Genomic DNA, 25,431 nt, shown 5'->3' with positions numbered 1-25,431 from the left:
AATGCAGTTAAATCCATCAGAAATTAGTGAGTTAATCAGGAATAAAATTGAAGGGCTTTCCGTTACGTCGGAATTTCGTACGCAAGGGACGGTTGTGTCAGTGACGGATGGTATCGTTCGGGTACATGGGCTCTCCGATGTAATGCAAGGCGAGATGCTGGAATTTCCGGGTGGGACGTATGGTTTGGCGTTAAATTTGGAACGTGATTCGGTCGGATCAGTTATCCTTGGCGCTTATGAGCATCTTAAAGAAGGGGATGTTGTAAAGTGTACTGGCAGAATTCTTGAGGTTCCTGTAGGAGAGGCACTGCTGGGTCGTGTTGTAAATGCTTTGGGGCAGCCGATTGATGGTAAAGGGCCTGTGGCTGCACAGGGGATGGAGCCTATAGAAAAAATTGCTCCTGGTGTTATATCACGTAAATCAGTTGATCAACCGATGCAAACCGGCTTGAAATCGATCGATTCAATGGTTCCTGTTGGAAGGGGGCAGCGAGAACTGATTATTGGAGATCGACAGACGGGTAAGACGGCGGTGGCAATTGATGCGATCATTAACCAAAAAAATGAAAATATGATCTGCATCTATGTTGCAATTGGTCAAAAAGCTTCATCAATTGCAAACGTGGTACGCAAGCTGGAAGAAGTCGGTGCCATGGAGTACACCATTGTGGTAGCGGCTTCTGCTTCTGAATCGGCAGCTATGCAATATATCGCGCCTTATTCTGGCTGTACCATGGGTGAATATTTTCGTGATAAGGGCCAGGATGCGCTGATTGTCTATGATGATCTGACTAAGCAGGCATGGGCTTATCGTCAGATTTCCTTGCTGTTGCGCCGACCTCCTGGTCGCGAAGCCTATCCGGGCGACGTTTTCTATCTTCATTCTCGTTTACTGGAAAGAGCAGCAAGAGTCAATGCTGATTATGTCGAGAAATCTACTGGTGGAAAAGTAAAAGGAAAAACAGGATCACTAACAGCACTGCCTATTATCGAGACTCAGGCAGGTGATGTAACGGCATTTGTGCCTACTAACGTCATTTCAATTACAGATGGGCAGATATTCCTTGAATCTGATTTGTTTAATGCAGGTATACGTCCGGCAATTAATGCGGGTATTTCAGTTTCCAGAGTGGGAGGGGCTGCTCAGACCAAGGTGATTAAAAAATTGGGCGGAGGTATACGTTTGGCATTGGCACAATATCGTGAGCTTGCCGCCTTTGCGCAATTTGCTTCTGATCTTGATGAAGCAACACGTAAGCAGCTGGAACGTGGGAAAATGGCGACCGAGTTAATGAAGCAGGCACAGTACGCTACATTAAAGGTTTCAGAGATGGCATTAACGCTGTTTGCGTTGAATAAAGGTTATTTTGATGATGTGGATATTAAACGCGCGCTTGCTTTTGAGTCTGCATTGAAAAGTCATGTACGTAGTCATCATGCTGCGATACTGGATAAGATCGAGGTGACCAAGGAGCTTGATGCAGAAACAGAAAAGGCATTAGAAGCGGCTATTCAGGAATTCAAGCAGAACGGAACATACTGACCGATGGCAAGCAGCAGAGAGATACGAAACAAAATCAAGAGCGTTAAAAATACGCAAAAGATTACCCGTGCGATGGAAATGGTCGCTGCCTCTAAGATGAGAAAGGCACAAGACCGTATGAAAAAAGCACGTCCTTACGGCGAAAAGATTCGTAATGTGGCTGCACATATGAGCAAGGCAAGCGTTGAGTATCGCCATCCTTTTCTGATTGATCGTAATTCTGTTAAAAGAATAGGAATTATTGTTGTGACATCAGACAAGGGGTTATGTGGCGGGTTGAATACCAATGTGTTGCGTAGAGCTCTTAATGAAATCCGGATCTGGGGGGCTGAGGGAGAGCAGGTAGAGGTTTGCTGCATCGGTAACAAAGGTCTGGGATTCATGAGCCGTCTTGGTACAAGGGTGATTTCACAGGTTACCGGATTAGGTGATGCGCCTAATATGGAAAAATTGATCGGTGCGGTCAAGATCGTCCTGGATGCTTATACGGATGACCAGTTCGACAAGGTGTATATTTTCTATAATCGTTTTGTCAATACTATGAAACAAATACCGGTTATGGAACAGCTTCTGCCATTGACTGACGCGCATATGGGAAGTGATGGTAACGAAGAAGCTAAGCCTGCTCGTGCTCCATGGGATTATATTTATGAACCCGAGGCTAAGCCTGTCATTGACGATATTATGGTCAGGTATGTGGAGGCACTCGTATATCAGGCAGTTGCTGAAAATATGGCTTCCGAGCAATCAGCAAGGATGGTTGCTATGAAAGCGGCTTCCGATAATGCGGGTAATCTGATTGACGAGTTGACACTTATTTATAACAAATCTCGTCAGGCGGCTATTACCAAGGAGCTTTCAGAAATCGTTGGCGGAGCAGCGGCTGTTTAAGTATTGTAAATTTGTATTTAGGGAAAAGTGATGAGCCATCAAGGAAAGATCGTTCAATGCATTGGCGCGGTAATCGACGTGGAATTTTCACCAGAGGGAATACCAAAAGTATATGACGCTCTGGTAATGGAAGGATCGGAGTTAACACTAGAAGTACAGCAGCAGCTGGGAGATGGAGTTGTCAGAACAATTGCACTCGGATCATCAGATGGTCTGAGACGAGGAATGATGGTTACCAATACCCAAAAGCAGATATCGGTTCCTGTAGGCACCAAGACATTGGGGCGTATCATGGATGTCCTAGGTAGGCCCATTGATGAAATGGGAGAAATTGGTGCGGAATCATTAATGCCTATTCATCGGGCTGCTCCTGCTTTTGATGAACTGTCAGCTTCGACAGAATTGTTGGAAACCGGGATTAAGGTGATTGATCTGATTTGCCCTTTTGCCAAGGGAGGTAAGATCGGGCTTTTTGGTGGCGCGGGTGTGGGAAAAACCGTAAACATGATGGAGCTTATCCGTAATATTGCGATTGAACATAGTGGATACTCGGTATTCGCTGGTGTGGGCGAGAGGACACGGGAAGGAAACGATTTCTATCATGAGATGAAAGATTCCAATGTGCTGGACAAGGTGGCATTGGTTTATGGTCAAATGAATGAGCCGCCCGGAAACCGCTTGCGTGTTGCTCTAACTGGTTTGACAATGGCTGAAGCTTTTCGCGATGAAGGGCGCGATGTTTTGTTCTTTGTGGATAATATTTATCGTTATACTCTGGCAGGAACAGAAGTTTCTGCGTTACTAGGGCGTATGCCATCCGCAGTTGGATATCAGCCGACACTTGCAGAAGAAATGGGACGTTTGCAGGAAAGAATTGCTTCTTCTAAAACAGGTTCAATTACATCAATTCAGGCTGTGTATGTGCCAGCTGATGATTTGACTGATCCATCGCCAGCAACGACGTTTGGCCATCTTGACGCTACTGTGGTGTTGTCGAGGGATATTGCTTCTCTTGGGATTTATCCTGCTGTTGATCCGCTTGACTCGACTTCCCGCCAGCTGGATCCTCTGGTTGTCGGTGAAGATCACTACAATACAGCACGTGAAGTCCAGCAAACATTGCAACGTTACAAAGAGCTGCGTGACATCATTGCTATTTTGGGTATGGATGAACTTTCACCTGAAGATAAATTATCGGTTAGTCGTGCTCGAAAAATACAGAGATTCCTTTCGCAACCATTTTTTGTTGCCGAGGTTTTTACAGGATCGCCCGGAAAATACGTTTCATTGAAAGAAACCATTAAAGGGTTCAAAGGCATCGTTAATGGTGAGTATGATGATATTCCTGAACAGGCTTTTTACATGGTGGGTGGAATTGAGGAAGTGCTGGAAAAAGCCAAATCATTCCAATAATAAATATCTATTTTACAGGTAATCAATGGGCACGATATTCCACTTGGATATAGTGAGTACAGAAGAATCGATATATTCCGGACCTGCAGAATTCATTGTTGCTCCGGCAGTGATGGGTGAGGTAGGAATATATCCTCAGCATACTCCTATGCTGACTCGTATTAAATCAGGTGTAGTGCGGGTAAAAGCACCACTTCAGGATGACGAGGAAATTTATGTTTCGGGTGGAATGCTTGAAGTACAACCAGATGTTGTAACAATTCTGGCAGACACCGCAGTACGTGGAAAAGATCTGGATGAAGCCAAGGCTTTGGAGGCCAAGCAGAAAGCAGAAGAGATCATGAAAAACAAGATTTCAGAGATTGAGTATGCGCGTGCACAGGCCGAACTCATTGAGGCAACAGCACAGTTAGCAGCCATTCGGAAGCTCAGAAAGAGAGGCCACTAAAAATTTCTTTGATTCATTCATAAGCAAGTTTAGTTAAAAAGGGCGATCAACAATCGCCCTTTTTTTATAGGATACAGGTGTTTTTACTATCCAGTTTAGTGATTTAGACTGCCTCACTTTCTGTACACTAAGACCATTATGTGTTTTTGGTGATAAGTATGTGGACAAGTAAAGAGCTTCCGGTTTACGGATAAATAATGGTCAGTGAAGTGATTCAAAAAGGTTAAAACACGTGTTACAAATTGATGTTGTGATATTGGCAGCTGGCATGGGCAAGAGGATGCACTCACCCTTGCCCAAGGTCTTGCATCCGTTGGCCGGAAAATCGATTTTATCCCATGTTCTGGATGCTGCGCGCACCCTGTCTCCTGCAAAGATATGTGTGATTTACGGATATCGCGGAGAGCTGGTTCGTCAAATGATTGGTAACGATTCTGATCTTACTTGGGTAGAACAGGCTCAGCAACTTGGGACTGGGCATGCTGTAAAACAGGCATTACCTTATCTTGGTAATAAAGGTGCGACGCTAGTTTTATTTGGCGATGTACCACTGGTAAAGCATGATACGCTCAAGGCCCTGGTTGAAAAATCAAGTGAAGATAATCTTGTTCTGCTGACAGTAGAGTTGGATAATCCGACCGGTTATGGACGGATTGTGCGCGATCCTGTGACAAATTGCATCCAGGCAATTGTAGAAGAGAAGGATACTTCCCAATCACAGAAAAAAATTCGTGAAATCAATACCGGAATCATGGTTCTTCCAAATATGTATCTGGAGAACTGGCTCGATAAGCTAAGCAATGCCAATGCTCAAAGCGAATACTACCTTACTGATATTATTGCGATGGCTGTCAATGATGGAATTCGGATTGAAACTTCCAGTCCTGCATCTGATTGGGAGGTATCGGGTGTGAACGATAAAATTCAATTGTCTGTCTTGGAGCGTGTTCATCAACAGGATATTGCTAACAAACTTATGGAGCAGGGAGTGATGCTTGCTGATCCGGCGCGCTTTGATGTACGTGGTCAACTGGTTTGTGGGAATAATGTTGAAATTGATATCAACTGTGTATTTGAAGGGAATGTACGTTTGGGTGATAACGTGAAGATCAGCGCAAACTGTATACTTAGGAACGTGGTTATTGCGGATGGAGCGATTGTCCATCCTTTTAGCATGCTAGAAGACGCGGAAGTAGGTAAGAATTGTCGCGTTGGACCATATGCTCGTGTCCGGCCGGGGACACAACTCGACGATGCTGTACATGTCGGAAATTTTGTGGAAATTAAAAATAGCCGTATAGCATCGGAGAGCAAGATTAATCATCTCAGTTATATAGGTGATACTGAAATGGGCAAACGGGTTAATATTGGTGCCGGTACGATTACCTGTAACTATGACGGAGCCTTTAAATACAGAACGGTTATTGAAGATAATGTGTTTATTGGTTCCGATTCGCAGTTGATCGCTCCGGTAACGGTTGCCAGGGGATCAACAATCGGTGCTGGGTCTACTATTACACGGGATACGCCTGAAGGCCAACTTACATTATCCAGAAATAAACAAATTAGTATTGCTGGCTGGAAACGACCGGAAAAAAACAAGGATTGATGCTGTTTATGCAGAATAGGGCTGAGTAGAGGGGGGAGTATGTGCGGTATTGTGGGTGCAATTGCAAAGAATGATGTTGTACCGTTTTTACTGGAAGGATTATCCAAACTTGAGTATCGTGGATATGATTCGGCTGGAATCGTGGTTGCAGCTGGGACGTTGCATAGGCTGCGGACAACAGGCCGTGTTTCTGAGCTGACCAAGCTGGTTCGTACCGAGAGAACAACTGGATTGACCGGTATTGCGCATACTCGCTGGGCAACTCATGGCGCTCCCTCGGAACGGAATGCACATCCACATTTCTCCGATGATCAAAGAAAGATTGCCGTTGTACATAACGGTATTATTGAAAATCATGAAACGCTCCGACACCGTTTACAGCAGGATGGGTTTAAATTTCTGTCGGATACCGATACCGAAGTGATAGCCCATTTGATTTCATCTTATCTTCGCAGATCTGACAATTTGCTGGATGCGGTCTGTCATTCTCTTGATGAATTGCAGGGAGCATATGCGATAGCCGTGATGGAGGAAGGGCGCCAGGATCGCATTATCGTAGCCAGAAATGGAGCTCCACTTTTGCTTGGAATAGATGATGATGGGCTGTATGCTGCCTCTGATGCCTCTGCGTTGGTGCAGGTTACACAGCGAATCGTATATCTTGAAGAAGGAGATGTGGCGGAACTGTCTAATGATGGATATCGGATTCTAAATTGTCTGGATTCGGTAAAAGGTTATGAAGTTACTCGCAAAGTGACTGAAAGTAGTCTGACGCGTGATTCGGTAGAATTGGGGCCCTATTCACATTTCATGCAGAAGGAAATTTTTGAGCAACCGGTTGCCGTGGCGAATACCTTGGAAATGGTGCTGAATGCTCAATCAGTATCTCCTCAATTATTTGGTAGTGAAGCGCAAAATATTCTTGCACAGACTCAGGGGGTTTTGATACTTGCCTGCGGGACTAGCTACCATGCCGGTCTGATTGCCAAACATTGGCTGGAAACAATTGCAAAGCTGCCTTGTAATGTCGAAATTGCCAGTGAATATCGTTATCGTAATCCAATTGCTGATCCGGCCACGCTAGTTATTGGTATTTCTCAATCCGGTGAAACTGCAGACACTCTGGCTGCACTGAATTATGCTAAATCATTAGGCCATCGCTATAGCCTGGCTATTTGTAACGTGCCGGAAAGTGCCTTGGTCAGGCAAACAGATTTGCGCTTCCTGACCCGTGCCGGCCCTGAAATTGGGGTTGCCTCCACAAAGGCCTTTACGACACAACTGGCGGCTTTACTGCTATTTTCAGTGGTGTTTGCTAAGATACGTGGCAAGTTGTTGGCTGAAGATGAGCACAAAATGATTGCTGCATTACGGCATTTACCCGTCGCAATACAACGTGCACTCCAAAGCGAGCTGGAAATCAAAAATTGGGCAGGTGATTTCTCTCAGAAACATCATGCTTTGTTTCTGGGACGTGGTGTGCACTATCCGATTGCACTGGAGGGTGCGCTGAAGCTCAAAGAGATCTCATATATCCATGCCGAAGCTTATGCTGCTGGAGAACTTAAACATGGTCCCCTCGCACTTGTGGACAGCGGAATGCCCGTAGTTGCCATAGCCCCGAATGATGTGTTGCTGGAAAAGCTGAAATCCAACTTGCAAGAGGTACGTGCACGCGGCGGAGAGTTGTATGTCTTCGCCGATGCAGATTCACGTATGGAAGAGAGTGAAGGTGTGCATATTATCCGCATGGCTGAATATGGAGGCGTGCTTAGCCCCATTCTGCATACTATTCCGTTACAACTGCTGGCCTATCATGTGGCTTTGCAAAAAGGTACTGATGTTGACAAGCCCAGAAATCTTGCAAAATCTGTTACAGTTGAATGATCAAACCATACTGATTTTACTTGTGCGGACACCCGGTAAAGTTGGTAGCTTGAAATATAGTTGATATAAAAAATTGATGCTTAATTTCCGGGAACTGCGACAATTTCGGATCGCGGGCAAGATATGACAAATAAATCCAAGTGAGATTATGAAAATATGAAGGATAGCCCGTAATATATCTGTAGCTGTCTATCTGACAATCAACAGGCTCACGACCTAGCTACTCTTACCTATCCTTGTCTCTTTACCGGCGATCAGATTAGTAATGTTTGGTCGATGCTTTATGATCAACAGTATGGATACGGTCAGAACAGTTATTGTGAACACTTCTTCTTCCAGCAAAAAGTATGCATATAACGGTGCAAGCAAAGCTGACAGCAAGGCAGACAATGACGAAATACGTGAGGTCAGCGCAATGATTACCCAGGTAGAAATAACAAGAATACCTAACCAAAGGTTTAATCCCAACAGTATGCCGGCTGATGTAGCGACGCCTTTTCCTCCTTTGAAAGCTAAAAAAACCGGAAACAAATGCCCCAAAAATACTGCAAGAGCGCTAGCGGCGATAACTTCATCGCCCAGTCCATAAAAATTACTCAAGTATTTTGCGGCCACAACGGCTACCCAGCCTTTACCGGCATCTCCCAGTAAAGTTACTGCAGCAGCAGCTTTCTTGCCGGTACGCAATACATTTGTAGCGCCAGGATTTCCCGAACCGTAACTGCGTGGATCCGGGAGTTTGAACAACCAGCTTGCGATAACAGCGAAAGAAATTGAGCCCAGCAAATAGGCAGAGAAAATTAAAGCTACTGTAATCATCAATGTTTTTATATTCCAAATAAATTAAAATACGCAATCCGGGTATTACCCTAACCTTGCTAACTGGCTCAAGATCACGATCGAAGAAGGAAGTGAAAGGCAAAATTGAACGAGAAATAAAGCATACCTGAAGTACTATGTATAAGTTTTGAGCTCGATTTTAATGCTGCAATGTACTCTTCAGTGGGATCTTAGACAGGTTTCAAGCTAACCCGGAGCCTGTCTATGGATATTATCTTTCTCAAAGAATTCAGAATAAAAACCTTGATTGGCATTTATCCATGGGAAAAAAAAATTCCGCAGACTATCGAATTAAACCTTGAAATTGCTTTGCCTTCTCAACAAGCCAGCAGGACCGATCATATTGAAGATGCATTGGATTATTCAAAAATTGTTTACAAAATCAACTCAATGCTTAGCCAGCAACATTTTTCTTTGCTTGAAACACTGACAGAAAACATCGCCCAGATGATTCTCAATGAATTTGGCGCACCTTGGGTAAAGGTCAGTGCGGCAAAACTGAATGTTATTCGGGGGGTGAAGCAACTTGGTATCTGTATTGAACGTAGCCGTCAGTAGCAACCATAATTAGTCGTCCCTGGAAAACATAATAATTTATTGATTTTTATGAAATGTTCTGCCGTTGATACTGACCGGCTCGACTAAGAATAATAAAATTTCAATTATTTCTCTGGTTGAAATGATGATTGTCAATGCTTATGCCAAGTATAGCAAAGCTCAAATAAATTGATTTCAATTTATAAATGACTTATCCATCAGCATCTCGCCGCAAATTTTTATCTGTTTGAGGAGAGAAAGGGGCTCACCATTGCGCAAACGGCAGCGTATTGTTGTGTAGGAATTGCCAGGGTGTGTGACATCAGGTGTTAGTTGGTAATTCTAGCGTGGCTTTCTATTGCAGAAATGAATGACTTGGAACCCTTAAAAAACATTTCCGCTCTCGCTTCTGGAGGGAACCGAGAGCGGAAAATATAAAGTGGTGGGTCTGGTAGGACTTGAACCTACGACCAAGGGATTATGAGTCCCCTGCTCTAACCAACTGAGCTACAGACCCCAAATATAGTAATTTTACGGCTTCTTTAATTCACCTGACAGGCTTACTGTCAGGAATTTCCGCTGTCCAGAAAACTGCGCAGTCGATCGGATCGCGCAGGATGCCTCAGTTTCCTCAGCGCTTTTGCCTCGATCTGGCGAATTCGTTCGCGTGTCACATCAAACTGTCTCCCCACTTCTTCTAGAGTATGATCTGTATTCATTTCAATGCCGAAACGCATGCGTAAAACCTTTGCTTCCCGGGGAGTTAAAGAGTCCAGCACATCTTTTGTAACAGTACGCAATCCCGCATAAATCGCAGCATCTGCCGGTTCCATCGTGGAAACGTCTTCAATAAAATCTCCCAAATGAGAATCTTCATCATCACCAATAGGCGTTTCCATTGAAATCGGCTCTTTCGATATTTTGAGGATCTTTCTGATTTTTTCCTCGGTCATCTCCATTTTTTCTGCGAGTACTGCGGGTTCCGGCTCCTGTCCGGTTTCCTGTAGAATCTGGCGGGATATACGATTCATCTTGTTGATAGTTTCTATCATATGTACCGGGATGCGGATAGTACGTGCCTGATCTGCAATAGAACGTGTAATCGCCTGACGGATCCACCATGTTGCATACGTTGAAAATTTGTATCCACGTCGATATTCAAATTTATCAACCGCTTTCATTAATCCAATATTACCTTCCTGTATCAGATCAAGAAACTGCAATCCACGGTTAGTGTATTTCTTAGCAATCGAAATAACCAATCGTAAGTTAGCTTCTGTCATTTCACGTTTTGCACGCCGTGCTTTAGCTTCACCTGTCGTCATGCGACGATTGATTTCTTTCAGCTCCTTGATAGGAATACCCGCTTGTTCCTGCAGAGTAAGCATCTTCTGCTGCTGTTCCATAACAGCCGGGCGGTAGTGCTCAAGAGATTGGCTGTAAGGCCGATTTGCATCCACTTCCGAATTGATCCAGTCAATATTTGTTTCGTTGCCTGGAAATGCCTTGATAAAATGATTTCGTGGCATTTTCGCTCGTACAACACATAGTTCGGCAATTCTGCGTTCGCAGCTGCGAATATCATTCACAATGCCACGTTGTGTATCACACAGCCTTTCAACCATCTTGGCAGAAAAACGCATTGCCATCAGTTCGGCAGAAATTTTTTCCTGAAGCTGTTTGTATATTTTATCCTGGCGCCCGCCTTCTTTTGTATCAATAATTGCCTTCATATCATCATAGGCTTGGCGTATTACTGCAAAGCGCTCCAGCACTTCATTTCTCATCTTTAGCATATCGGCATTGGCAGAAGCAATTTGCTCTTCTTCAGTTTCATCCGAATCAAAATCCTGATCCTGCGGCTCTTCTGGCATGCCCTTGCTCATGATTTCCTCTGTACCGTCATCCAGGAAACCATCGACCAGCTCGTCAGCCCGCAACTGGCCATTTTCCACATCTGCAGCCAGCCCAAGTATGTTTTCTATAATTGTCGGGCAGGCAGAAATTGCCTGGATCATATGCCTTAAACCATATTCGATACGTTTGGCGATTTCTATTTCACTTTCCCGTGTCAATAACTCTACTGAACCCATTTCACGCATATACATCCGTACCGGATCCGTAGTGCGCCCAAATTCTGAATCTACGCTGGAAAGTGCTGCTTCTGTTTCTTCAACCACATCCTCATCGGCTACCGCTGTTGCCGTATCCGACATCAGTAAAGCTTCCGCATCAGGCGCTTCATCGTGCACCGAAATACCCATGTCATTGATCATGCTGATAATGCTTTCAATTTGATCAGCATCCAGCATGTCATCTGGCAGATGGTCGTTAATCTCAGCGTAAGTCAGATAGCCGCGCTCCTTACCCTGCATAATCAGTTTCTTTAAACGCATCCTGCGTAATTCCACATCATCGCCCGAGCCCGATGATGTGGATACAGAATTCCTACCCAGTTCGATAACCTGACGTTCTAACAAAGGGTTTTTATTTTTTTTGCTCACTTTTTTTTCAGAAATATCATCAATAGGCTTCGATTCTTTCAATCCTGCTTCGGACGACATCATACCCTGTGCGATCGGGGCAGCAAGATCACTGTCTGATTTTGCCCTCCTGACAGGTTTTTTTCTGGCAATTACCTTCTTTTTAGCGGAAACTGCCTCTGACTCAGTCATGCTACTGGTACCGTCACCAGCTTTAATTCCATCATCATGGATAATGGGTTGTCGCGTGCGTTTTTTTGTTTCAGTTGCTTTTTGTGATGTAATCGTATTTTCTTTAGCTGATTCTGACACTTTTTCTTTTGCCATTCAGAGTACCTATTAAGACCCAAGACGAAACGAACCGAAAGTTTTCGATTGTACCAAATTTTTGACACACTTCGAATATATGAAAAGAATGTCTCTTATTAATTCAATTGTGGCAGCACAATTTTGACTATCTTGCAAAAAACATTTCTCCCCGACGCTGCTCAGGAAAGCATCAATCGACGCAATTCTTGTTTTTCCTCTGGAGTAAGTGATGCAAGTGGTTTATTGTGCAACTCAGCCACTCTCGACTTACGTTGAACCTCTCGTAATCGCACCATTGCGCCAGTAAATTCAGCATCAATATCCCAGTCTGTAGTTTTTACATGTATATCTCGGGCAATCTTTTTCAATAAAGCGCAATGCGGCGTTTGGTCAAGATGCGACATAATTTCCTTTGAACTCAATTTATCCACTGAGGAGCGGGAAGCAGATGTTTTGATAAAATCTACCAATATTGCCAGCAGTACTTTTTCCTCACTTTGATTATCATCTAATGCAAGAAGTTCTGTATCCAGCTTATCTACATAAGCTGGAGCGTACAATAGAATCTGTATCAGCCTTCGATACGGCGTCACGGATAGTGGTCTGGGCACGTCCACATGAGATACAGAGGGTGGATTTTTTTTTCCGGATTTCAGAAAAACAGCCAGCTGACTCTGATCCATTCCAACTAACTCGGATATGCGCTTCATTAGCATAAATCCAAATACGGGAGCATTAATTTGTGCCAGTAATGGTTCTGCTTGCCGGACTAGCCGGGCACGCCCCTCGCTTGTACCAAGATTCACACGACCGGATAGCTCTTTACAAAAAAAATCTGATAACGGCTGAGCTTTTTCCAGTAGGTCTTCAAAAGCATCCTTGTTGTATTTGCGAATATAGCTATCCGGATCTTCCTTGGCTGGTAAAAACAGGAATTTGATATCTTTTCCATCTCTGAGTTGCGGCAAACTGGTTTCTAGTGCTCGCCAGGCAGCTTTTGTACCAGCCTTGTCGCCATCAAAACAAAAAATCACTTCATCCGTATAGCGTAAAAGTTTCTGAATATGAACGGATGTTGTTGCTGTTCCTAGAGTTGCCACCACATTCTCGACGCCGTACTGCGCCAGCATTACAACATCCATGTAGCCTTCTACGACAACGACTCGACCTGATTTCCGAATGGCCGGGCCGGCCGATACCAGGTTATAAAGCTCGTGCCCTTTGATAAATAATGAGGTTTCCGGTGAATTGAGATACTTTGGTTCATTTCCGTCCAAGGTCCGTCCGCCAAATCCTATTATTTTCTTTTTACGATCCAGAATAGGGAACATGATCCGATGACGGAAGCGGTCATAGCTTTTTTTGCCTTCATGAGCAACGATCAGACCTGATCGTACCAGTGCGTGGTTGGAGTCCCCCGACGGATAATCTGTAAAAATTTCGGCTAGATTCTGCCAGCCAGGAGGTGCATATCCGATTCCAAAACGCAAGGCAGTTTGTCCTGATACTCCTCGACTTTTCAAATAAGTGATCGCCTGCTCTGATTGCTTGAGTTGCACACGATAAAATGTTGCGGCCTGTTCCATCCGCCCATACAAAGCATGTAATGTCTGTGCAGTCTCATCTGCTTCATCAAACTTTACTTGATCCCGTGAGGTTTTGCCTGAGTCAGGGGTTTTGGAATTCACGCTTTTCCAGGTGGGAATCTGCATGCCCGCGTGCGCTGCAAGATTTTCTATCGCTTCGACAAAGCTGATCCCACTATGTTCCATCAGGAAATTAATGGCATTGCCATGCCTGCCACAACCAAAACAATGGTAAAACTGCTTGGATGGATTTACAGTAAATGATGGGGTTTTTTCATCATGGAAAGGACAGCATGCTGTAAAATTTGCACCTGCCTTTTTAAGCTGTAGATATCTGGAAACAATATCGACAATATTGATACGATCCAGCAATTCCTGAATAAACGGCTGTGCAATCATTTATAGGTAATAAATTTCCGATAAAAGACCACTCGGAGCACACTTTTTCCAGAGTGTGCCTGCCTGGAAAACAGGTATCAGCTGACCGGTTCCACTTCAATTTGATACGATTTTTCCCTTTACCAGCTGAGATACCCTTCCCATATCTGCCTGACCTGCAAGCTTTGGTTTAAGCGCTGCCATGACTTGACCAATTTGTATTGGTCCTTCGTTGCCTCCAAGTGAAGCAATTACTTCATTTATCATAGCATCCAGCTCGGCATCACTGAGCACTTCAGGCATATACACCTGTAAAACTGCCATCTCAAATTTTTCGATATCTGCCAGATCCTGCCGCTGTGCTGCTTCATATTGTGAAATGGAATCCCGGCGCTGTTTAAGCATTTTTTCTATCACAGCGACTACGGCGCCATCTTCCAGCTCAACCCGCTCGTCGACTTCTTTTTGTTTCAGGGCAGCTTGCAGCAAGCGTAACGCATCCCGACGCTTCGCATCCCCTGCACGCATCGCCGATTTTACATCCTCAGTTATCTTCTGCCTTAAGTTCATGGAATGATGGAACCCGGGGAAACAAATGGAATCAATATAATTTAGGCGGCAACATCTGACTACGTAACCGTTTATAGGTACGTTTTACTGCCGCAGCATGCTTGCGCTTACGTACCGCTGTGGGCTTTTCATAAAACTCCCGCGCACGTAACTCAGTCAGCAAACCTGTTTTTTCAATAGAACGCTTAAAACGCCGCATTGCAATTTCAAATGGCTCATTTTCCTTGACTTTAACAGTAGTCATAAAGTAATAATTCCTTTCGGTCTCCCTTGATTGTTTTCCACACCCTACAAAACACACGTTAATTAATCAGTTTGCCCTGTAACTGAAACTAGGTTATAAATCAGACTGATTCCCTGTTTACTGATGAAACAACGCAGGCTTGCGCCAAGCCCGCCCGTTTCCTCCGAGACATGTTTATTCAACCAGCCTCGAAAAATCCCGCTAGTGTAGCATCAATCATTTTTTTTCAAAAGAAAGTTTGAACATCGAAAAAATATTCCTCTCTCTCCAATTCCATCATGCTTGTGCTTGGTATTGAAACTTCATGCGATGAAACAGGGGTGGCGCTTTATGACACCCGGCTGGGATTACTTGACCATGTTCTGCACTCTCAGGTTGATATGCATTGTGATTATGGTGGTGTCGTGCCGGAGCTCGCATCACGTGATCATATCCGTCGGGTACTACCTCTCATCAAACAGGTATTTGAACAAACGCATACCTCTCTGGAGGCGGTTGATGCAATTGCCTATACCCAGGGTCCGGGACTTGCAGGAGCATTATTGACCGGCGCGAGCATTAGCAGCGCACTGACCTTTGCACGTAACATTCCTGTATTGAACATCCATCATCTTGAAGGTCACCTTCTTTCTCCGCTTTTATCTGATCCGGCACCCGATTTTCCGTTTGTAGCTCTACTCGTATCCGGTGGACACACCCAGTTAATGCAAGTAGATGGAATCGGGCAATATCAGTTATTAGGTGAGACGGTGGATGATGCAGCAGGGGAGGCATTTGATAAAACTGCAAAATTGCTCGGCCTTGGCTACCCGGGCGGAAAGCTATTGGCACAATTGGCTACACAGGGACAAGCAGGGCGATTCGAGCTTCCACGCCCCATGCTGAATAGCAAGGATTTGAATTTTAGCTTCAGTGGACTGAAAACAGCCGCGGCACTGCTCATTCGTAAACAGGAAACAAATGCCCAAACGCGTGCCGATATAGCATCAGCCTTTGAAGATGCGATTACTGACGTGCTGGTAAAAAAATCTGTAACTGCTCTAAAAACCACCGGATTGCAACAACTGGTTGTAGCGGGCGGTGTAGGCGCAAACAGCTGCTTACGCCAAAAATTACTGCATCACCTGGCTGAAACAGGCGCCACTGTTTTCTTTCCTGAACTGGAATTCTGTACCGATAACGGTGCCATGATTGCACTGGCAGGCGCATTGCGTTTGCAGCAGCTCAACGAAGAACTGCCGGGGTCAGATGGCCGCTTTACCGTCAAAGCCCGCTGGAATCTGGAAGATTTATGAAAACATACCACTCGAGAAAAGAAGCTTCCCGATTAACCGGGGGGATAAGGCAGTATGCGAATTCTCCATACGTCTGACTGGCATATCGGCCGCACGCTTTACGGCAGAAAACGCCATGAGGAATTCAAGGCCTTTCTGGCCTGGATGGCGGAGACAATTCAACAGAATAAAATTGATGCACTGCTGGTAGCCGGTGATATTTTTGACACCAGTACTCCGAACCATCATGCTCAGGCGCTTTATTACCGATTCCTGTGCCGGGTGGCGGCTTCGCCCTGTCGACACGTTGTCATTGTCGCAGGAAACCACGATTCCCCCTCTTTTTTGAATGCCCCCAGAGAGTTGCTTAGGGCGCTCGACGTTCACGTGATCGGAAGCACCACCCTCGATCCTGAAAGTGAAGTGCTGGTGCTCCGAAATGGGCAGGATGTTCCTGAATTGATTGTCTGTGCCGTGCCCTATCTCCGTGACAGGGACATCCGTACAGCAGAAGCAGGTGAAAGCATCGAGGACAAGGAGCAAAAGCTGATTGACGGCATCCGCACTCATTACAATGCGGTCGCCACCTTGGCTGAACAGAAGCGTGAGGAACTCGGGGCCGATATTCCCATCGTTGGCATGGGGCATCTGTTCACCGCTGGCGGAAAAACTGTCGATGGCGATGGCGTGCGCGAACTCTATGTCGGCTCCCTGGCTCATGTGACGGCCGGGATTTTTCCTGCCTGTTTCAACTATCTGGCACTTGGGCATCTCCATGTCCCGCAAAAGGTGAACGGCTGCGAAACCATTCGGTACAGCGGTTCCCCATTGCCCATGGGGTTTGGAGAGGCAAAACAGCAGAAGAGCGTTTGTCAGATTGAATTCCATAGCACAACTGCATCCGTACAACTGATCGATGTGCCGGTGTTTCAGAAACTCGAGTGCATCAAGGGAGACTGGGACGACATCTCAAATCGCATCCTTGAATTGTCGGCAACCGACTCCCAAGGCTGGCTCGAAGTCATTTACGAGGGTGACGAGATCATTGGTGACCTGCGCGAATGCCTGGAGGCTGCGATTTCCGGCACACAAATGGAAATCCTCCGAATCAAAAACAACCGCATCATCGGCCGTGTACTGAAACAAGCCCATGAAGAAGAAACGCTCGACGACCTGAGTGTGAATGAGGTGTTTGAGCGCTGCCTTGCCGTTTATAGCGTGCCTGAAGAGCAGTGGCCGGAGCTGCTGCGAGCCTATCAGGAAGTACTCTCGTCCTTCTACGAAGATGACGTACAGGCGGAATAGAGAAGCTGTCGATGAGAATACTGCAGATACGCTTCAAAAATCTGAACTCATTGGTTGGCGAATGGCAAATCGATCTGACACACCCGGCCTTCGTATCTGACGGCATCTTCGCCATCACCGGCCCCACCGGCGCGGGAAAGACCACGATTCTTGATGCTATTTGCCTCGCCCTTTATGGACGGACGCCGCGCCTGAGTAAGGTTACCAAGAGCGGAAACGAAATCATGTCCCGCCAGACCGGTGAATGCTTTGCCGAGGTGGTCTTCGAAACCCAGTCTGGACGTTACCGCTGCCACTGGAGCCAACGTCGGGCGCGCAAGAAGCCGGATGGCGAACTCCAGGCCCCGAAGCACGAAATTGCCAATGCCGATTCCGGCGAGATTTTCGAATCCAAGATCAGAGGTGTGGCCGACCAGATCGAGTTGGCTACCGGCATGGATTTTGACCGTTTTACCCGTTCCATGCTGCTGGCCCAGGGCGGCTTTGCCGCGTTCCTGCAGGCAGCACCGGATGATCGCGCTCCGATTCTGGAACAGATCACGGGCACAGAGATCTACAGCCTGATATCCATCCGCGTCCATGAACGCCAGCGCGAGGAATGGGAAAAATTGAGCTTGCTCCAGGTTGAAACGGCAGGCATCGTGATTCTTGAGCCGGAGCAGGAACAAGAGATTGGACAGGCACTTGAGACAAAACAGAAGGAAGCGACAGAACTTGCAGCCAAATCTACTGATATCGAGAAGGCCATTGCCTGGCTCACCGCCATCGATGGGCTGAAGAAGGAAATCGGCAACCTGACTGACGAAGCGAGTAAACTGCTAAGCGATATCGAGACGTTCAAGCCGGATCGTGAAAAGCTCAATCGAGCTTTGAATGCCGTCTCACTGGACGGCGCATACGCGACGCTCACCGCTACCCGTAAGCAGCAGACGGATGACAGAGCCGCATTGAAAACCGAGGAAGATGCGCTTCCTGGAATCGAATCCTCCGCCAAGGAACAGGCCGGAGTACTGAAATCAGCCGAGCAACAAACCGCTCAGGCAAAAGAAGAGCTGAAAGCAGCCGCGCCTGCATTGCAGAAGGTTCGCTCTTTGGATCAGAGACTTGCCGATCAGAAAAAAACTGTTTCGGAAGGAAATGAGGGTTGTAAGAAGGATGTGGCAAAAATTGATGCTGACAAAAAAGCCCGGCATGAAGAACATGAAAAACGATCCAGGGCTCTTGAGGCGTTAGGCCTTGTGAGCGGCTACCTCAAAGAGCATGCGCAGGACGAATGGCTGATCGGTGGTCTGGCTGGAATTGAAGAACAGTTGAGTGATCTGCTCTCCAGGAAAAATGAAAGCGTTCAAAAAGAGATCGACCACGACAAGACAGCGAGAGTCTGGGAACAGGCAGTCAAGTCATTTGATGTCTGTCAGAAGCAATTCGGCATTCGGGAGCAAGAGTTGCAGGATGCCTCAAAACAGCTTCAGCAGGGCAAGGATGCTTTGAGCCAGCTACTGGGGGACCGCTTGTTGCGGGAATACCGCTCCGAGAAAGAAACCCTGCTGCGTGAAATGGCCTTCCTGACGAAAATTGCGGAGCTTGAAGATCATCGGGCAAAGCTGGAAGACGGCAAGCCCTGTCCACTCTGCGGCGCAACCGAACACCCGTTTGCGGAAGGGAATGTCCCTGCTCCCGATGAAACCGAACAGAAGATCGACATCCTGACCAGGCTGATCAGTAAAGCCGAGGATCAGGAAGCCGCGATCAAGAAACTCGAAGAAGCTGAAAACCTGGCCCGCAAAAACCTGGCTGAGGCTGAAAAGCTGGAGTCAGCAGCGGCTAATGACAAGAAGGCTGCCGAAAGAGCGCTTGCCGAAGCGAAAGGCAATCTGGAAAAATTCCAGGCTGATTTTGCCGAACGCAGGCAAGTTGTCTCTAGCAAATTGCTGCCGCTTGGCATTGCAGATGCCCCTGACAGGGATATTTCATTGTTACTTGAAACTCTCAGAGTACGGCTGAAATCATGGCAGGCCCAGGCCAGGGAAAAGACGGACATCGAGAAACAAATTGCTGACATCGACAGTGAGGTGAAGCGGCTGGATGCGGTTATCGAAACTCAAAACATCACCCTGACTGAAAAGCTGGAACGCCTGGAGATCTTGAAAAAGGAACTTGCCGCCGGGAGTAATGAGCGTAATGTGCTTTACGGCGACAAAAAGCCGGACGATGAGGAAAGTCGCTTGAACAAGACGGTTTCTGATGCTGAAGGTGCCGAAAAACAGGCCAGAGAACGGCATAATGAACTCCAACAAAAATGGAATACCGCGAAGGCCTATGTCGAATCTCTGAAGAAACGCATCGACCAACGGGAGCCGGAACTGAGAAGGCTGGAAACTGAATTCGCCGCAGCACTCGCGCCCGTTGGCTTTTCAAATGAAGAACAGTTCCTGACGGCCATATTGCCTTCTGAAGGTCGGGCTGAGTTGACGGCCATGGCCAAGGATCTGGATGATCGACAAGCAGACCTGAAAGCCAGACAGAAGGATCGGGAAACACGCCTGGCCTCGGAAATGGCCCGCAGACTCACCGACAAACCGCTGGAAGTGCTTGAGTCCCAATTCAAGGAACACGAGGAGGCTCTGAGAGAGTTGCGGGACATTATTGCTGCTCTCAGGCACAAGCTAAATGAGAATACAGCTGCAAAAGAGCGGATCAAGGAAAAGCAGGCGGCTATCGAGGCCCAGAAAAAAGAGTGCCACAAGTGGGAAAGTCTGCATGAATTGATCGGTTCCGCGGACGGTAAGAAGTACCGCAATTTTGCCCAGGGACTGACCTTCGAGATGATGATTGGCCACGCTAACCGGCAGCTGCAGAAGATGACGGATCGCTACTTGTTGGTTCGTGATGATGTCCAACCGCTGGAACTCAACGTGATCGATAGCTATCAGGCTGGGGAAATTCGATCCACAAAAAATCTCTCCGGCGGCGAGAGTTTTATCGTCAGCCTGTCCCTGGCGCTGGGTTTATCCTATATGGCCAGCCAGAATGTCCGGGTGGATTCACTGTTTCTGGATGAGGGCTTTGGCACACTAGACGAGGAAGCCCTCGACACCGCTCTGGAAACCCTCGCAGGCCTGCGACAGGAAGGGAAGCTGATCGGCGTCATTTCGCATGTACCTGCCTTGAAAGAGCGCATCAGTACGCAGATTCAGGTAGCGCTCCACGCTGGGGGAAGAAGCCGGATATCCGGCCCTGGATGCGGCACAGCGAACACGACAGAACGTTCAGGAGAAATAGTATAGTTTGCGGCACGCTTTATACAATAATGCTGCAATGGTAGCATTGTAGCCTTTCAGTGATTAGAGGAAGTCAATGGCTGGTCATAGCAAATGGGCCAATATCAAGCACAAGAAGGCCGCACAGGATGCAAGACGGGGAAAGATCTTTACGCGTCTGATCAAGGAAATTACAGTGGCTGCCCGGCTGGGTGGCGGGGATCCGAGCAGCAATCCTCGGCTGAGATTGGCAATGGATAAAGCTTTCGGACATAATATGCCGAAAGATAACGTGGAGCGCGCAATCAAGCGTGGGTGCGGAGAGCTCGGGGGCGTTAACTATGAAGAAATCCGCTACGAAGGTTATGGGGTATCCGGAGCAGCAGTCATGGTTGACTGCATGACGGATAACCGCACGCGAACCGTGGCGGATGTTCGCCACGCGTTTACCAAACACGGCGGCAACCTGGGAACGGATGGCTCTGTTGCATACTTATTCACGCATTGCGGCCAATTATTGTTTGCACCGGGTACCAGTGAAGCACAATTGTTGGAAGCTGCACTTGAAGCGGGCGCCGAGGATGTTATCAGTAATGATGATGGCAGCTTGGAAGTCATTACCGGTCCGGATGTATTCGTGGCAGTCAAGGATGGGCTCGAAAAATCCGGTTTTAAGGCTGAACTGGCTGAAGTAACCTGGAAGCCGGAAAATGAAGTCTTGTTGCAGGGTGATGACGCAACCAGAATGCAGAAGCTGCTGGATGCCCTGGAAGATATAGATGATGTACAGGATGTTTACACCACAGCCATTTTAGATATTTAATCTTGTTACATTCCGGCAAGAATATCCGCATACTGGGAATTGACCCGGGTTTACACATAACAGGCTTTGGCGTTATCGAAAAAAATGGAAACCAATTAAGCTACCTTGGGAGCGGCTGTGTCGTAACCGGAAAATCCGGTTTGCCGGATCGCTTGAAGACCATTCTCGATGGGCTGAATGAAATTATTCAGCAGCACCAGCCGGAGCAGGTTGCTGTAGAGCAGGTTTTTGTCAATGTCAACCCAAAATCAACACTGCTGCTCGGACAAGCACGTGGTGCCGCAATTAGTGCTGCAGTCCTGCATGAACTTTCTGTGTTCGAATATACCGCACTGCAAATCAAACAATCCGTAGTCGGAAACGGACATGCCCGGAAAGAGCAAGTGCAGGAAATGGTTATGCGATTGTTGAGATTGGGGGAGCGTCCTCGTCCGGATGCAGCCGATGCGCTGGCCTGTGCCATTTGTCATGCTCATGGAGGAACAGGTTTGCTTGCCCTGGGGATGCGCAATCACTCAAACCGGGGCAGTTGTCGGTGATTGGCAGGATCACCGGATTGCTGCTGGAGAAACATCCTCCGCTGGTGCTGGTCGATGTACAGGGTGTTGGTTATGAGATTGATGTACCGATGAGTACCTTCTGTAAGCTACCCGATATTGGTAACAGGATAACACTCCACACCCATTACTGGGTGCGAGAGGATGCGCATTTATTGTTTGGTTTTATGACAGAGCAGGAGCGAACGCTGTTTCGCCAGCTTACAAAAATCTCTGGCATTGGTGCGAGAACAGGTTTGGCAATCCTGTCCGGCTTGAGCGTCACCGATCTCCATCAGGCTGTGGTATCACAGGACAGCATTCGCTTAACCGGGATTCCCGGCATTGGAAAGAAAACAGCAGAGCGTTTACTGCTGGAATTACGTGACAAGATCAACCCGGCATCAGTTCTGTCCGCAACGGGAACGGTTACGTCCGGCATTGGTAGAGACATTCTCTCTGCATTATTGGCGCTGGGCTATAATGGCCGCGAAGCTGACCGGGCATTAGCGCAATTACCGGAAGGCGTTACAGTATCTGACGGTATCATGCAGTCATTGAAATTTTTATCGAAAGCAAAATAACACTCTGACTGATCTTAAATGATTGAATCGGATAGAATTCTTACTGCTTCCCCGTTTTCTTCTCAAGAGGAAGTCATAGAACGTGCACTTCGCCCCGTTCATCTGGATGACTATGTCGGTCAGGAAAAGATTCGTGAGCAGTTAAAGATCTTTATCGAAGCTGCCAGGCAAAGGCAAGAAGCGCTGGATCATGTGCTGCTGTTTGGTCCACCCGGACTGGGTAAAACAACACTGGCCCATATTGTTGCTCGCGAAATGGGCGTGAATTTGCGGCAGACTTCCGGCCCGGTGCTGGAGCGTGCGGGTGATCTGGCCGCTTTGCTGACCAATCTGGAAGCTAATGATGTACTGTTTATTGATGAAATTCACCGGCTTTCACCCGTTGTCGAGGAAATACTGTATCCCGCGATGGAAGATTATCAGCTTGATATCATGATCGGTGAAGGGGTGGCAGCAAGGTCGGTCAAGATTGATTTACCGAGTTTTACTCTGGTAGGCGCTACCACGCGCGCAGGCATGCTGACCAATCCGCTGAGAGATCGCTTTGGCATCGTCTCCCGCCTGGAGTTTTATACCACGGACGAATTATGCAAGATCGTCATCCGCTCCGCTAGCCTGTTCAACGTTGATATAACTGTCGATGGCGCCAGCGAAATTGCACGCCGATCACGAGGTACACCACGTATTGCCAATCGTTTGTTACGCAGAGTACGTGATTTTGCTGAAGTTCGGGCAAATGGGCGTGTGGATCGTCAGGTGGCTGATGCGGCTTTGCTGATGCTGGATGTGGATGCTACTGGCCTGGATGTGCTGGACAGAAAACTGCTGCTGGCAGTACTGGAAAAATTTGATGGCGGCCCGGTGGGTGTGGATAATCTTGCTGCTGCCATTAATGAAGAGCGTGACACGATCGAAGAAGTACTGGAGCCCTATCTTATTCAACAGGGTTTTTTGCAGCGCACGCCGCGTGGCCGCATGGCAACCGCTATGGCTTATCAGCATTTCGATATCATTCCCTCACAACGAACTACTGTCCCAAGCCTGTTCGATTCGGATTAAAAGCTGACAACAACCCGTAAACCAGGAATTCAATATCTTTGAAGAGTATTTTACAAAAATGAAAACTGCTTTTGTTCATCCTGTACGCGTTTATTACCAGGATACAGATACAGGAGGCGTTGTTTATCATGGATCCTACCTTAATTTCATGGAGCGCGCCCGTTATGAGTGGTTGCGCGATCTGGGGTTTACAGTGGATACCATGATCCGGTCACACAAAATGATTTTTCTGATTCGCTCACTCAGTATCGAATATTTTAAACCGGCAGTATTAGACGATCTGTTGAACATCACCGTGAAGGTGACAGAAATTGGCAGAAGCCGGATAACGTTGCAGCAGCAGATTGTGCGTGAGCAAGATACGCTGGCCGACGCAACTGTCCATGCAGTATGTGTCGGATCAGATACGTTAAAACCAATTAGTATTCCACCTCTTCTTCGTCAAAAAATAGAAAACAGCCGCCATGAGTAAAACCATCACCCAGGATTTATCATTTCTTCACCTGATTGGCAGCGCAAGCTTACCAGTTCAACTGGTTATGCTGTTATTACTGCTGGCTTCGCTTGTTTCCTGGTGGTTTATTTTCAGGAAATTGTTTACGCTCCGCCAGGAAATCAAACAAACCGATGAATTTGAAAGCATATTCTGGCGTGGCTCGGATTTGAACGTGCTTTATCAGCGGGCAGCCAGTGCACGTCATGCAGCAGGCGGTATGGAACGTATTTTTGAAGCCGGGTTTCGTGAATTTACCAAATACCAGCCGGGAACCGATATTGGCCCCGTCATGGATAGTACGCGTGGCGCAATGCGGGCTGTTTACCAACGGGAAATGGACAGGCTTGAGTCACATTTGTCATTCCTGGCTACTGTGGGATCAGTTAGCCCTTATGTAGGGTTGTTTGGAACGGTGTGGGGAATCATGAATGCCTTTCGCGAGTTGTCCAGTGTGAGTCAGGCAACGATTGCGCATGTTGCACCCGGCATTGCCGAAGCGCTGATTGCAACGGCAATGGGGCTTTTTGCAGCGATTCCTGCTGTGATTGCCTATAACCGCTACGCCAGTGACACTGCTCAACTTGCCACGCGCTACGAAAGCTTTATAGAGGAAGTATCCAATGTTCTGCAACGTCGTGTGGCCAAACCCCGGGATATGGCGAATTTCTCATGATCCAACGTCGCAATAAACGTCGGTTGATGAACGAGATCAATGTTGTGCCATACATTGATGTCATGCTGGTACTGCTTATCATTTTTATGATTACAGCGCCACTCATCCAACCCAGTCAGATCGAGTTACCTGAAATTGGTAAATCATCTATGCCACCAGCAGAGCCTCTGGAGGTTACAATTGCTGCAAATGGAAGCCTTACGTTACGCGATCGTGCCGGAGCGAACCAGGAACAGCAGGTTGATCGCAACCAGCTGGTGGAGCTGATCAAGGCTAAACAGGCACAGAATGTCGATCAGCCTGTTGTGATCGCGGCAGATAAAAATGTCCGCTATGAAGAAGTGATTCGCATAATGGATCTGCTGCAACAACAACAAATCCGTAAAATCGGATTGTTAACCAGGTCAAAATAAACGAGCGGGGTGTATACGCAATGATCCGGCTACCTGGACATAAGAGCGAACCGGGAAAACTGCGTGCAGCGTTGTTTGCCTTGCTGGTACACGCCGCGTTTCTTGCTTTGCTGGTGTTTGGCCTGAACTGGAAAAATGATGTGCCCGAGGCAATGTCTGTTGATTTATGGGCCGAACTGCCCCGGCAATCTGTCAAACCTGCTCAGTCTGTCGAAAAAGTAACGTCCAAGCCCGAGCCAGTTAAAGTTAAGCCACAGCCACAGCCACAGC

General features: G+C 47.1%; 22 protein-coding genes, 1 tRNA gene and 1 pseudogene. 18 read left to right on the top strand and 6 right to left on the bottom strand.

The window, feature by feature from the left end; all coding sequences use genetic code 11:
- Window position 1: 1 nt before the first annotated feature.
- From atpA to glmS, 6 genes are all read left to right on the top strand, one after another.
- Entirely contained in the window at window positions 2-1,543 is a 1,542-nt protein-coding gene (gene atpA / locus ABO04_RS06515) for a F0F1 ATP synthase subunit alpha (protein ID WP_160809876.1), read from the top strand.
- A gap of 3 nt (window positions 1,544-1,546) precedes the next feature.
- Window positions 1,547-2,434 (top strand): F0F1 ATP synthase subunit gamma, encoded by an 888-nt coding sequence (atpG, locus tag ABO04_RS06510; RefSeq protein WP_160809875.1) that lies wholly within the window; start codon window positions 1,547-1,549, stop codon window positions 2,432-2,434.
- Window positions 2,435-2,464: 30 nt separating this feature from the next.
- Complete coding sequence (gene atpD / locus ABO04_RS06505) at window positions 2,465-3,847, top strand: F0F1 ATP synthase subunit beta (protein WP_160809874.1); 1,383 nt, start codon at window positions 2,465-2,467, stop codon at window positions 3,845-3,847.
- Between the two features lie 25 nt (window positions 3,848-3,872).
- Window positions 3,873-4,295 (top strand): F0F1 ATP synthase subunit epsilon, encoded by a 423-nt coding sequence (locus ABO04_RS06500; RefSeq protein WP_160809873.1) that lies wholly within the window; start codon window positions 3,873-3,875, stop codon window positions 4,293-4,295.
- A 232-nt stretch (window positions 4,296-4,527) separates the two neighbouring features.
- The gene (gene glmU / locus ABO04_RS06495) at window positions 4,528-5,904 is read left to right on the top strand and encodes a bifunctional UDP-N-acetylglucosamine diphosphorylase/glucosamine-1-phosphate N-acetyltransferase GlmU (RefSeq protein ID WP_160809872.1); all 1,377 of its coding nucleotides are present in this window, start codon (window positions 4,528-4,530) and stop codon (window positions 5,902-5,904) included.
- A gap of 39 nt (window positions 5,905-5,943) precedes the next feature.
- Window positions 5,944-7,791: a glutamine--fructose-6-phosphate transaminase (isomerizing) gene (glmS, locus tag ABO04_RS06490; protein ID WP_160809871.1), complete on the top strand. Its 1,848-nt coding sequence runs from the start codon at window positions 5,944-5,946 to the stop codon at window positions 7,789-7,791.
- Window positions 7,792-8,007: 216 nt separating this feature from the next.
- On the opposite strand, the gene plsY is transcribed toward glmS, so the two are convergent.
- Entirely contained in the window at window positions 8,008-8,610 is a 603-nt protein-coding gene (plsY, locus tag ABO04_RS06485; protein ID WP_160809870.1) for a glycerol-3-phosphate 1-O-acyltransferase PlsY, read from the bottom strand.
- A gap of 225 nt (window positions 8,611-8,835) precedes the next feature.
- On the opposite strand from plsY, the gene ABO04_RS06480 reads away from it, so the two are divergent.
- Entirely contained in the window at window positions 8,836-9,189 is a 354-nt protein-coding gene (locus ABO04_RS06480) for a dihydroneopterin aldolase (protein WP_160809869.1), read from the top strand.
- A gap of 419 nt (window positions 9,190-9,608) precedes the next feature.
- Here the strand turns inward: ABO04_RS06480 and ABO04_RS06475 are convergent.
- The 5 genes from ABO04_RS06475 to rpsU all read right to left on the bottom strand — a co-directional run bounded on the left by ABO04_RS06475 (window position 9,609) and on the right by rpsU (window position 14,738).
- A tRNA-Ile gene (locus ABO04_RS06475) sits at window positions 9,609-9,685 on the bottom strand.
- Between the two features lie 49 nt (window positions 9,686-9,734).
- Entirely contained in the window at window positions 9,735-11,978 is a 2,244-nt protein-coding gene (gene rpoD, locus ABO04_RS06470; protein ID WP_193565785.1) for an RNA polymerase sigma factor RpoD, read from the bottom strand.
- 161 nt (window positions 11,979-12,139) lie between these two features.
- Complete coding sequence (gene dnaG / locus ABO04_RS06465) at window positions 12,140-13,945, bottom strand: DNA primase (protein ID WP_160809868.1); 1,806 nt, start codon at window positions 13,943-13,945, stop codon at window positions 12,140-12,142.
- A gap of 96 nt (window positions 13,946-14,041) precedes the next feature.
- Window positions 14,042-14,494 (bottom strand): GatB/YqeY domain-containing protein, encoded by a 453-nt coding sequence (locus ABO04_RS06460; protein ID WP_160809867.1) that lies wholly within the window; start codon window positions 14,492-14,494, stop codon window positions 14,042-14,044.
- Window positions 14,495-14,525: 31 nt separating this feature from the next.
- A complete protein-coding gene (gene rpsU / locus ABO04_RS06455) occupies window positions 14,526-14,738 on the bottom strand; it encodes a 30S ribosomal protein S21 (RefSeq protein WP_011110871.1) in 213 nt (70 codons plus the stop codon).
- Window positions 14,739-15,016: 278 nt separating this feature from the next.
- On the opposite strand from rpsU, the gene tsaD reads away from it, so the two are divergent.
- The 11 genes and pseudogenes from tsaD to ABO04_RS06400 all read left to right on the top strand — a co-directional run.
- Window positions 15,017-16,033 carry a tRNA (adenosine(37)-N6)-threonylcarbamoyltransferase complex transferase subunit TsaD gene (tsaD, locus tag ABO04_RS06450; protein ID WP_160809866.1) on the top strand — a complete coding sequence of 339 codons (1,017 nt, stop codon included), beginning with the start codon at window positions 15,017-15,019 and terminating at the stop codon, window positions 16,031-16,033.
- A gap of 54 nt (window positions 16,034-16,087) precedes the next feature.
- Window positions 16,088-17,317, top strand: coding sequence for an exonuclease SbcCD subunit D C-terminal domain-containing protein (locus tag ABO04_RS06445; protein ID WP_160809865.1), 1,230 nt, complete (start codon window positions 16,088-16,090; stop codon window positions 17,315-17,317).
- A gap of 11 nt (window positions 17,318-17,328) precedes the next feature.
- Complete coding sequence (locus ABO04_RS06440) at window positions 17,329-20,604, top strand: AAA family ATPase (protein WP_160809864.1); 3,276 nt, start codon at window positions 17,329-17,331, stop codon at window positions 20,602-20,604.
- A gap of 70 nt (window positions 20,605-20,674) precedes the next feature.
- The gene (locus tag ABO04_RS06435; RefSeq protein WP_160809863.1) at window positions 20,675-21,400 is read left to right on the top strand and encodes a YebC/PmpR family DNA-binding transcriptional regulator; all 726 of its coding nucleotides are present in this window, start codon (window positions 20,675-20,677) and stop codon (window positions 21,398-21,400) included.
- Window positions 21,401-21,402: 2 nt separating this feature from the next.
- The gene (gene ruvC, locus ABO04_RS06430) at window positions 21,403-21,939 is read left to right on the top strand and encodes a crossover junction endodeoxyribonuclease RuvC (protein ID WP_164504294.1); all 537 of its coding nucleotides are present in this window, start codon (window positions 21,403-21,405) and stop codon (window positions 21,937-21,939) included.
- Window positions 21,936-22,520: a Holliday junction branch migration protein RuvA gene (gene ruvA / locus ABO04_RS06425; protein ID WP_160809862.1), complete on the top strand. Its 585-nt coding sequence runs from the start codon at window positions 21,936-21,938 to the stop codon at window positions 22,518-22,520. The genes ruvC and ruvA overlap by 4 nt, the downstream gene beginning before the upstream one ends.
- Window positions 22,521-22,538: 18 nt before the next feature.
- Window positions 22,539-23,579, top strand: coding sequence for a Holliday junction branch migration DNA helicase RuvB (gene ruvB, locus ABO04_RS06420; protein ID WP_160809861.1), 1,041 nt, complete (start codon window positions 22,539-22,541; stop codon window positions 23,577-23,579).
- Window positions 23,580-23,637: 58 nt separating this feature from the next.
- Window positions 23,638-24,051 carry a tol-pal system-associated acyl-CoA thioesterase gene (gene ybgC / locus ABO04_RS06415; protein WP_160809860.1) on the top strand — a complete coding sequence of 138 codons (414 nt, stop codon included), beginning with the start codon at window positions 23,638-23,640 and terminating at the stop codon, window positions 24,049-24,051.
- Complete coding sequence (gene tolQ / locus ABO04_RS06410) at window positions 24,044-24,748, top strand: protein TolQ (RefSeq protein ID WP_160809859.1); 705 nt, start codon at window positions 24,044-24,046, stop codon at window positions 24,746-24,748. Before ybgC ends, tolQ begins: the two co-directional genes overlap by 8 nt.
- Window positions 24,745-25,161, top strand: a complete 417-nt coding sequence (gene tolR, locus ABO04_RS06405; protein WP_164504292.1) for a protein TolR — start codon at window positions 24,745-24,747, stop codon at window positions 25,159-25,161. Before tolQ ends, tolR begins: the two co-directional genes overlap by 4 nt.
- Before the next feature lie 20 nt (window positions 25,162-25,181).
- Window positions 25,182-25,431, top strand: a pseudogene (locus ABO04_RS06400) (protein TolA); the annotation flags it as partial.

Origin of the sequence: Nitrosomonas sp. HPC101 (genome assembly GCF_009833125.1) — a bacterium.
In the GTDB taxonomy this organism is placed as follows: domain Bacteria; phylum Pseudomonadota; class Gammaproteobacteria; order Burkholderiales; family Nitrosomonadaceae; genus Nitrosomonas.
This window is presented reverse-complemented; position numbering and strand designations above follow the sequence as displayed.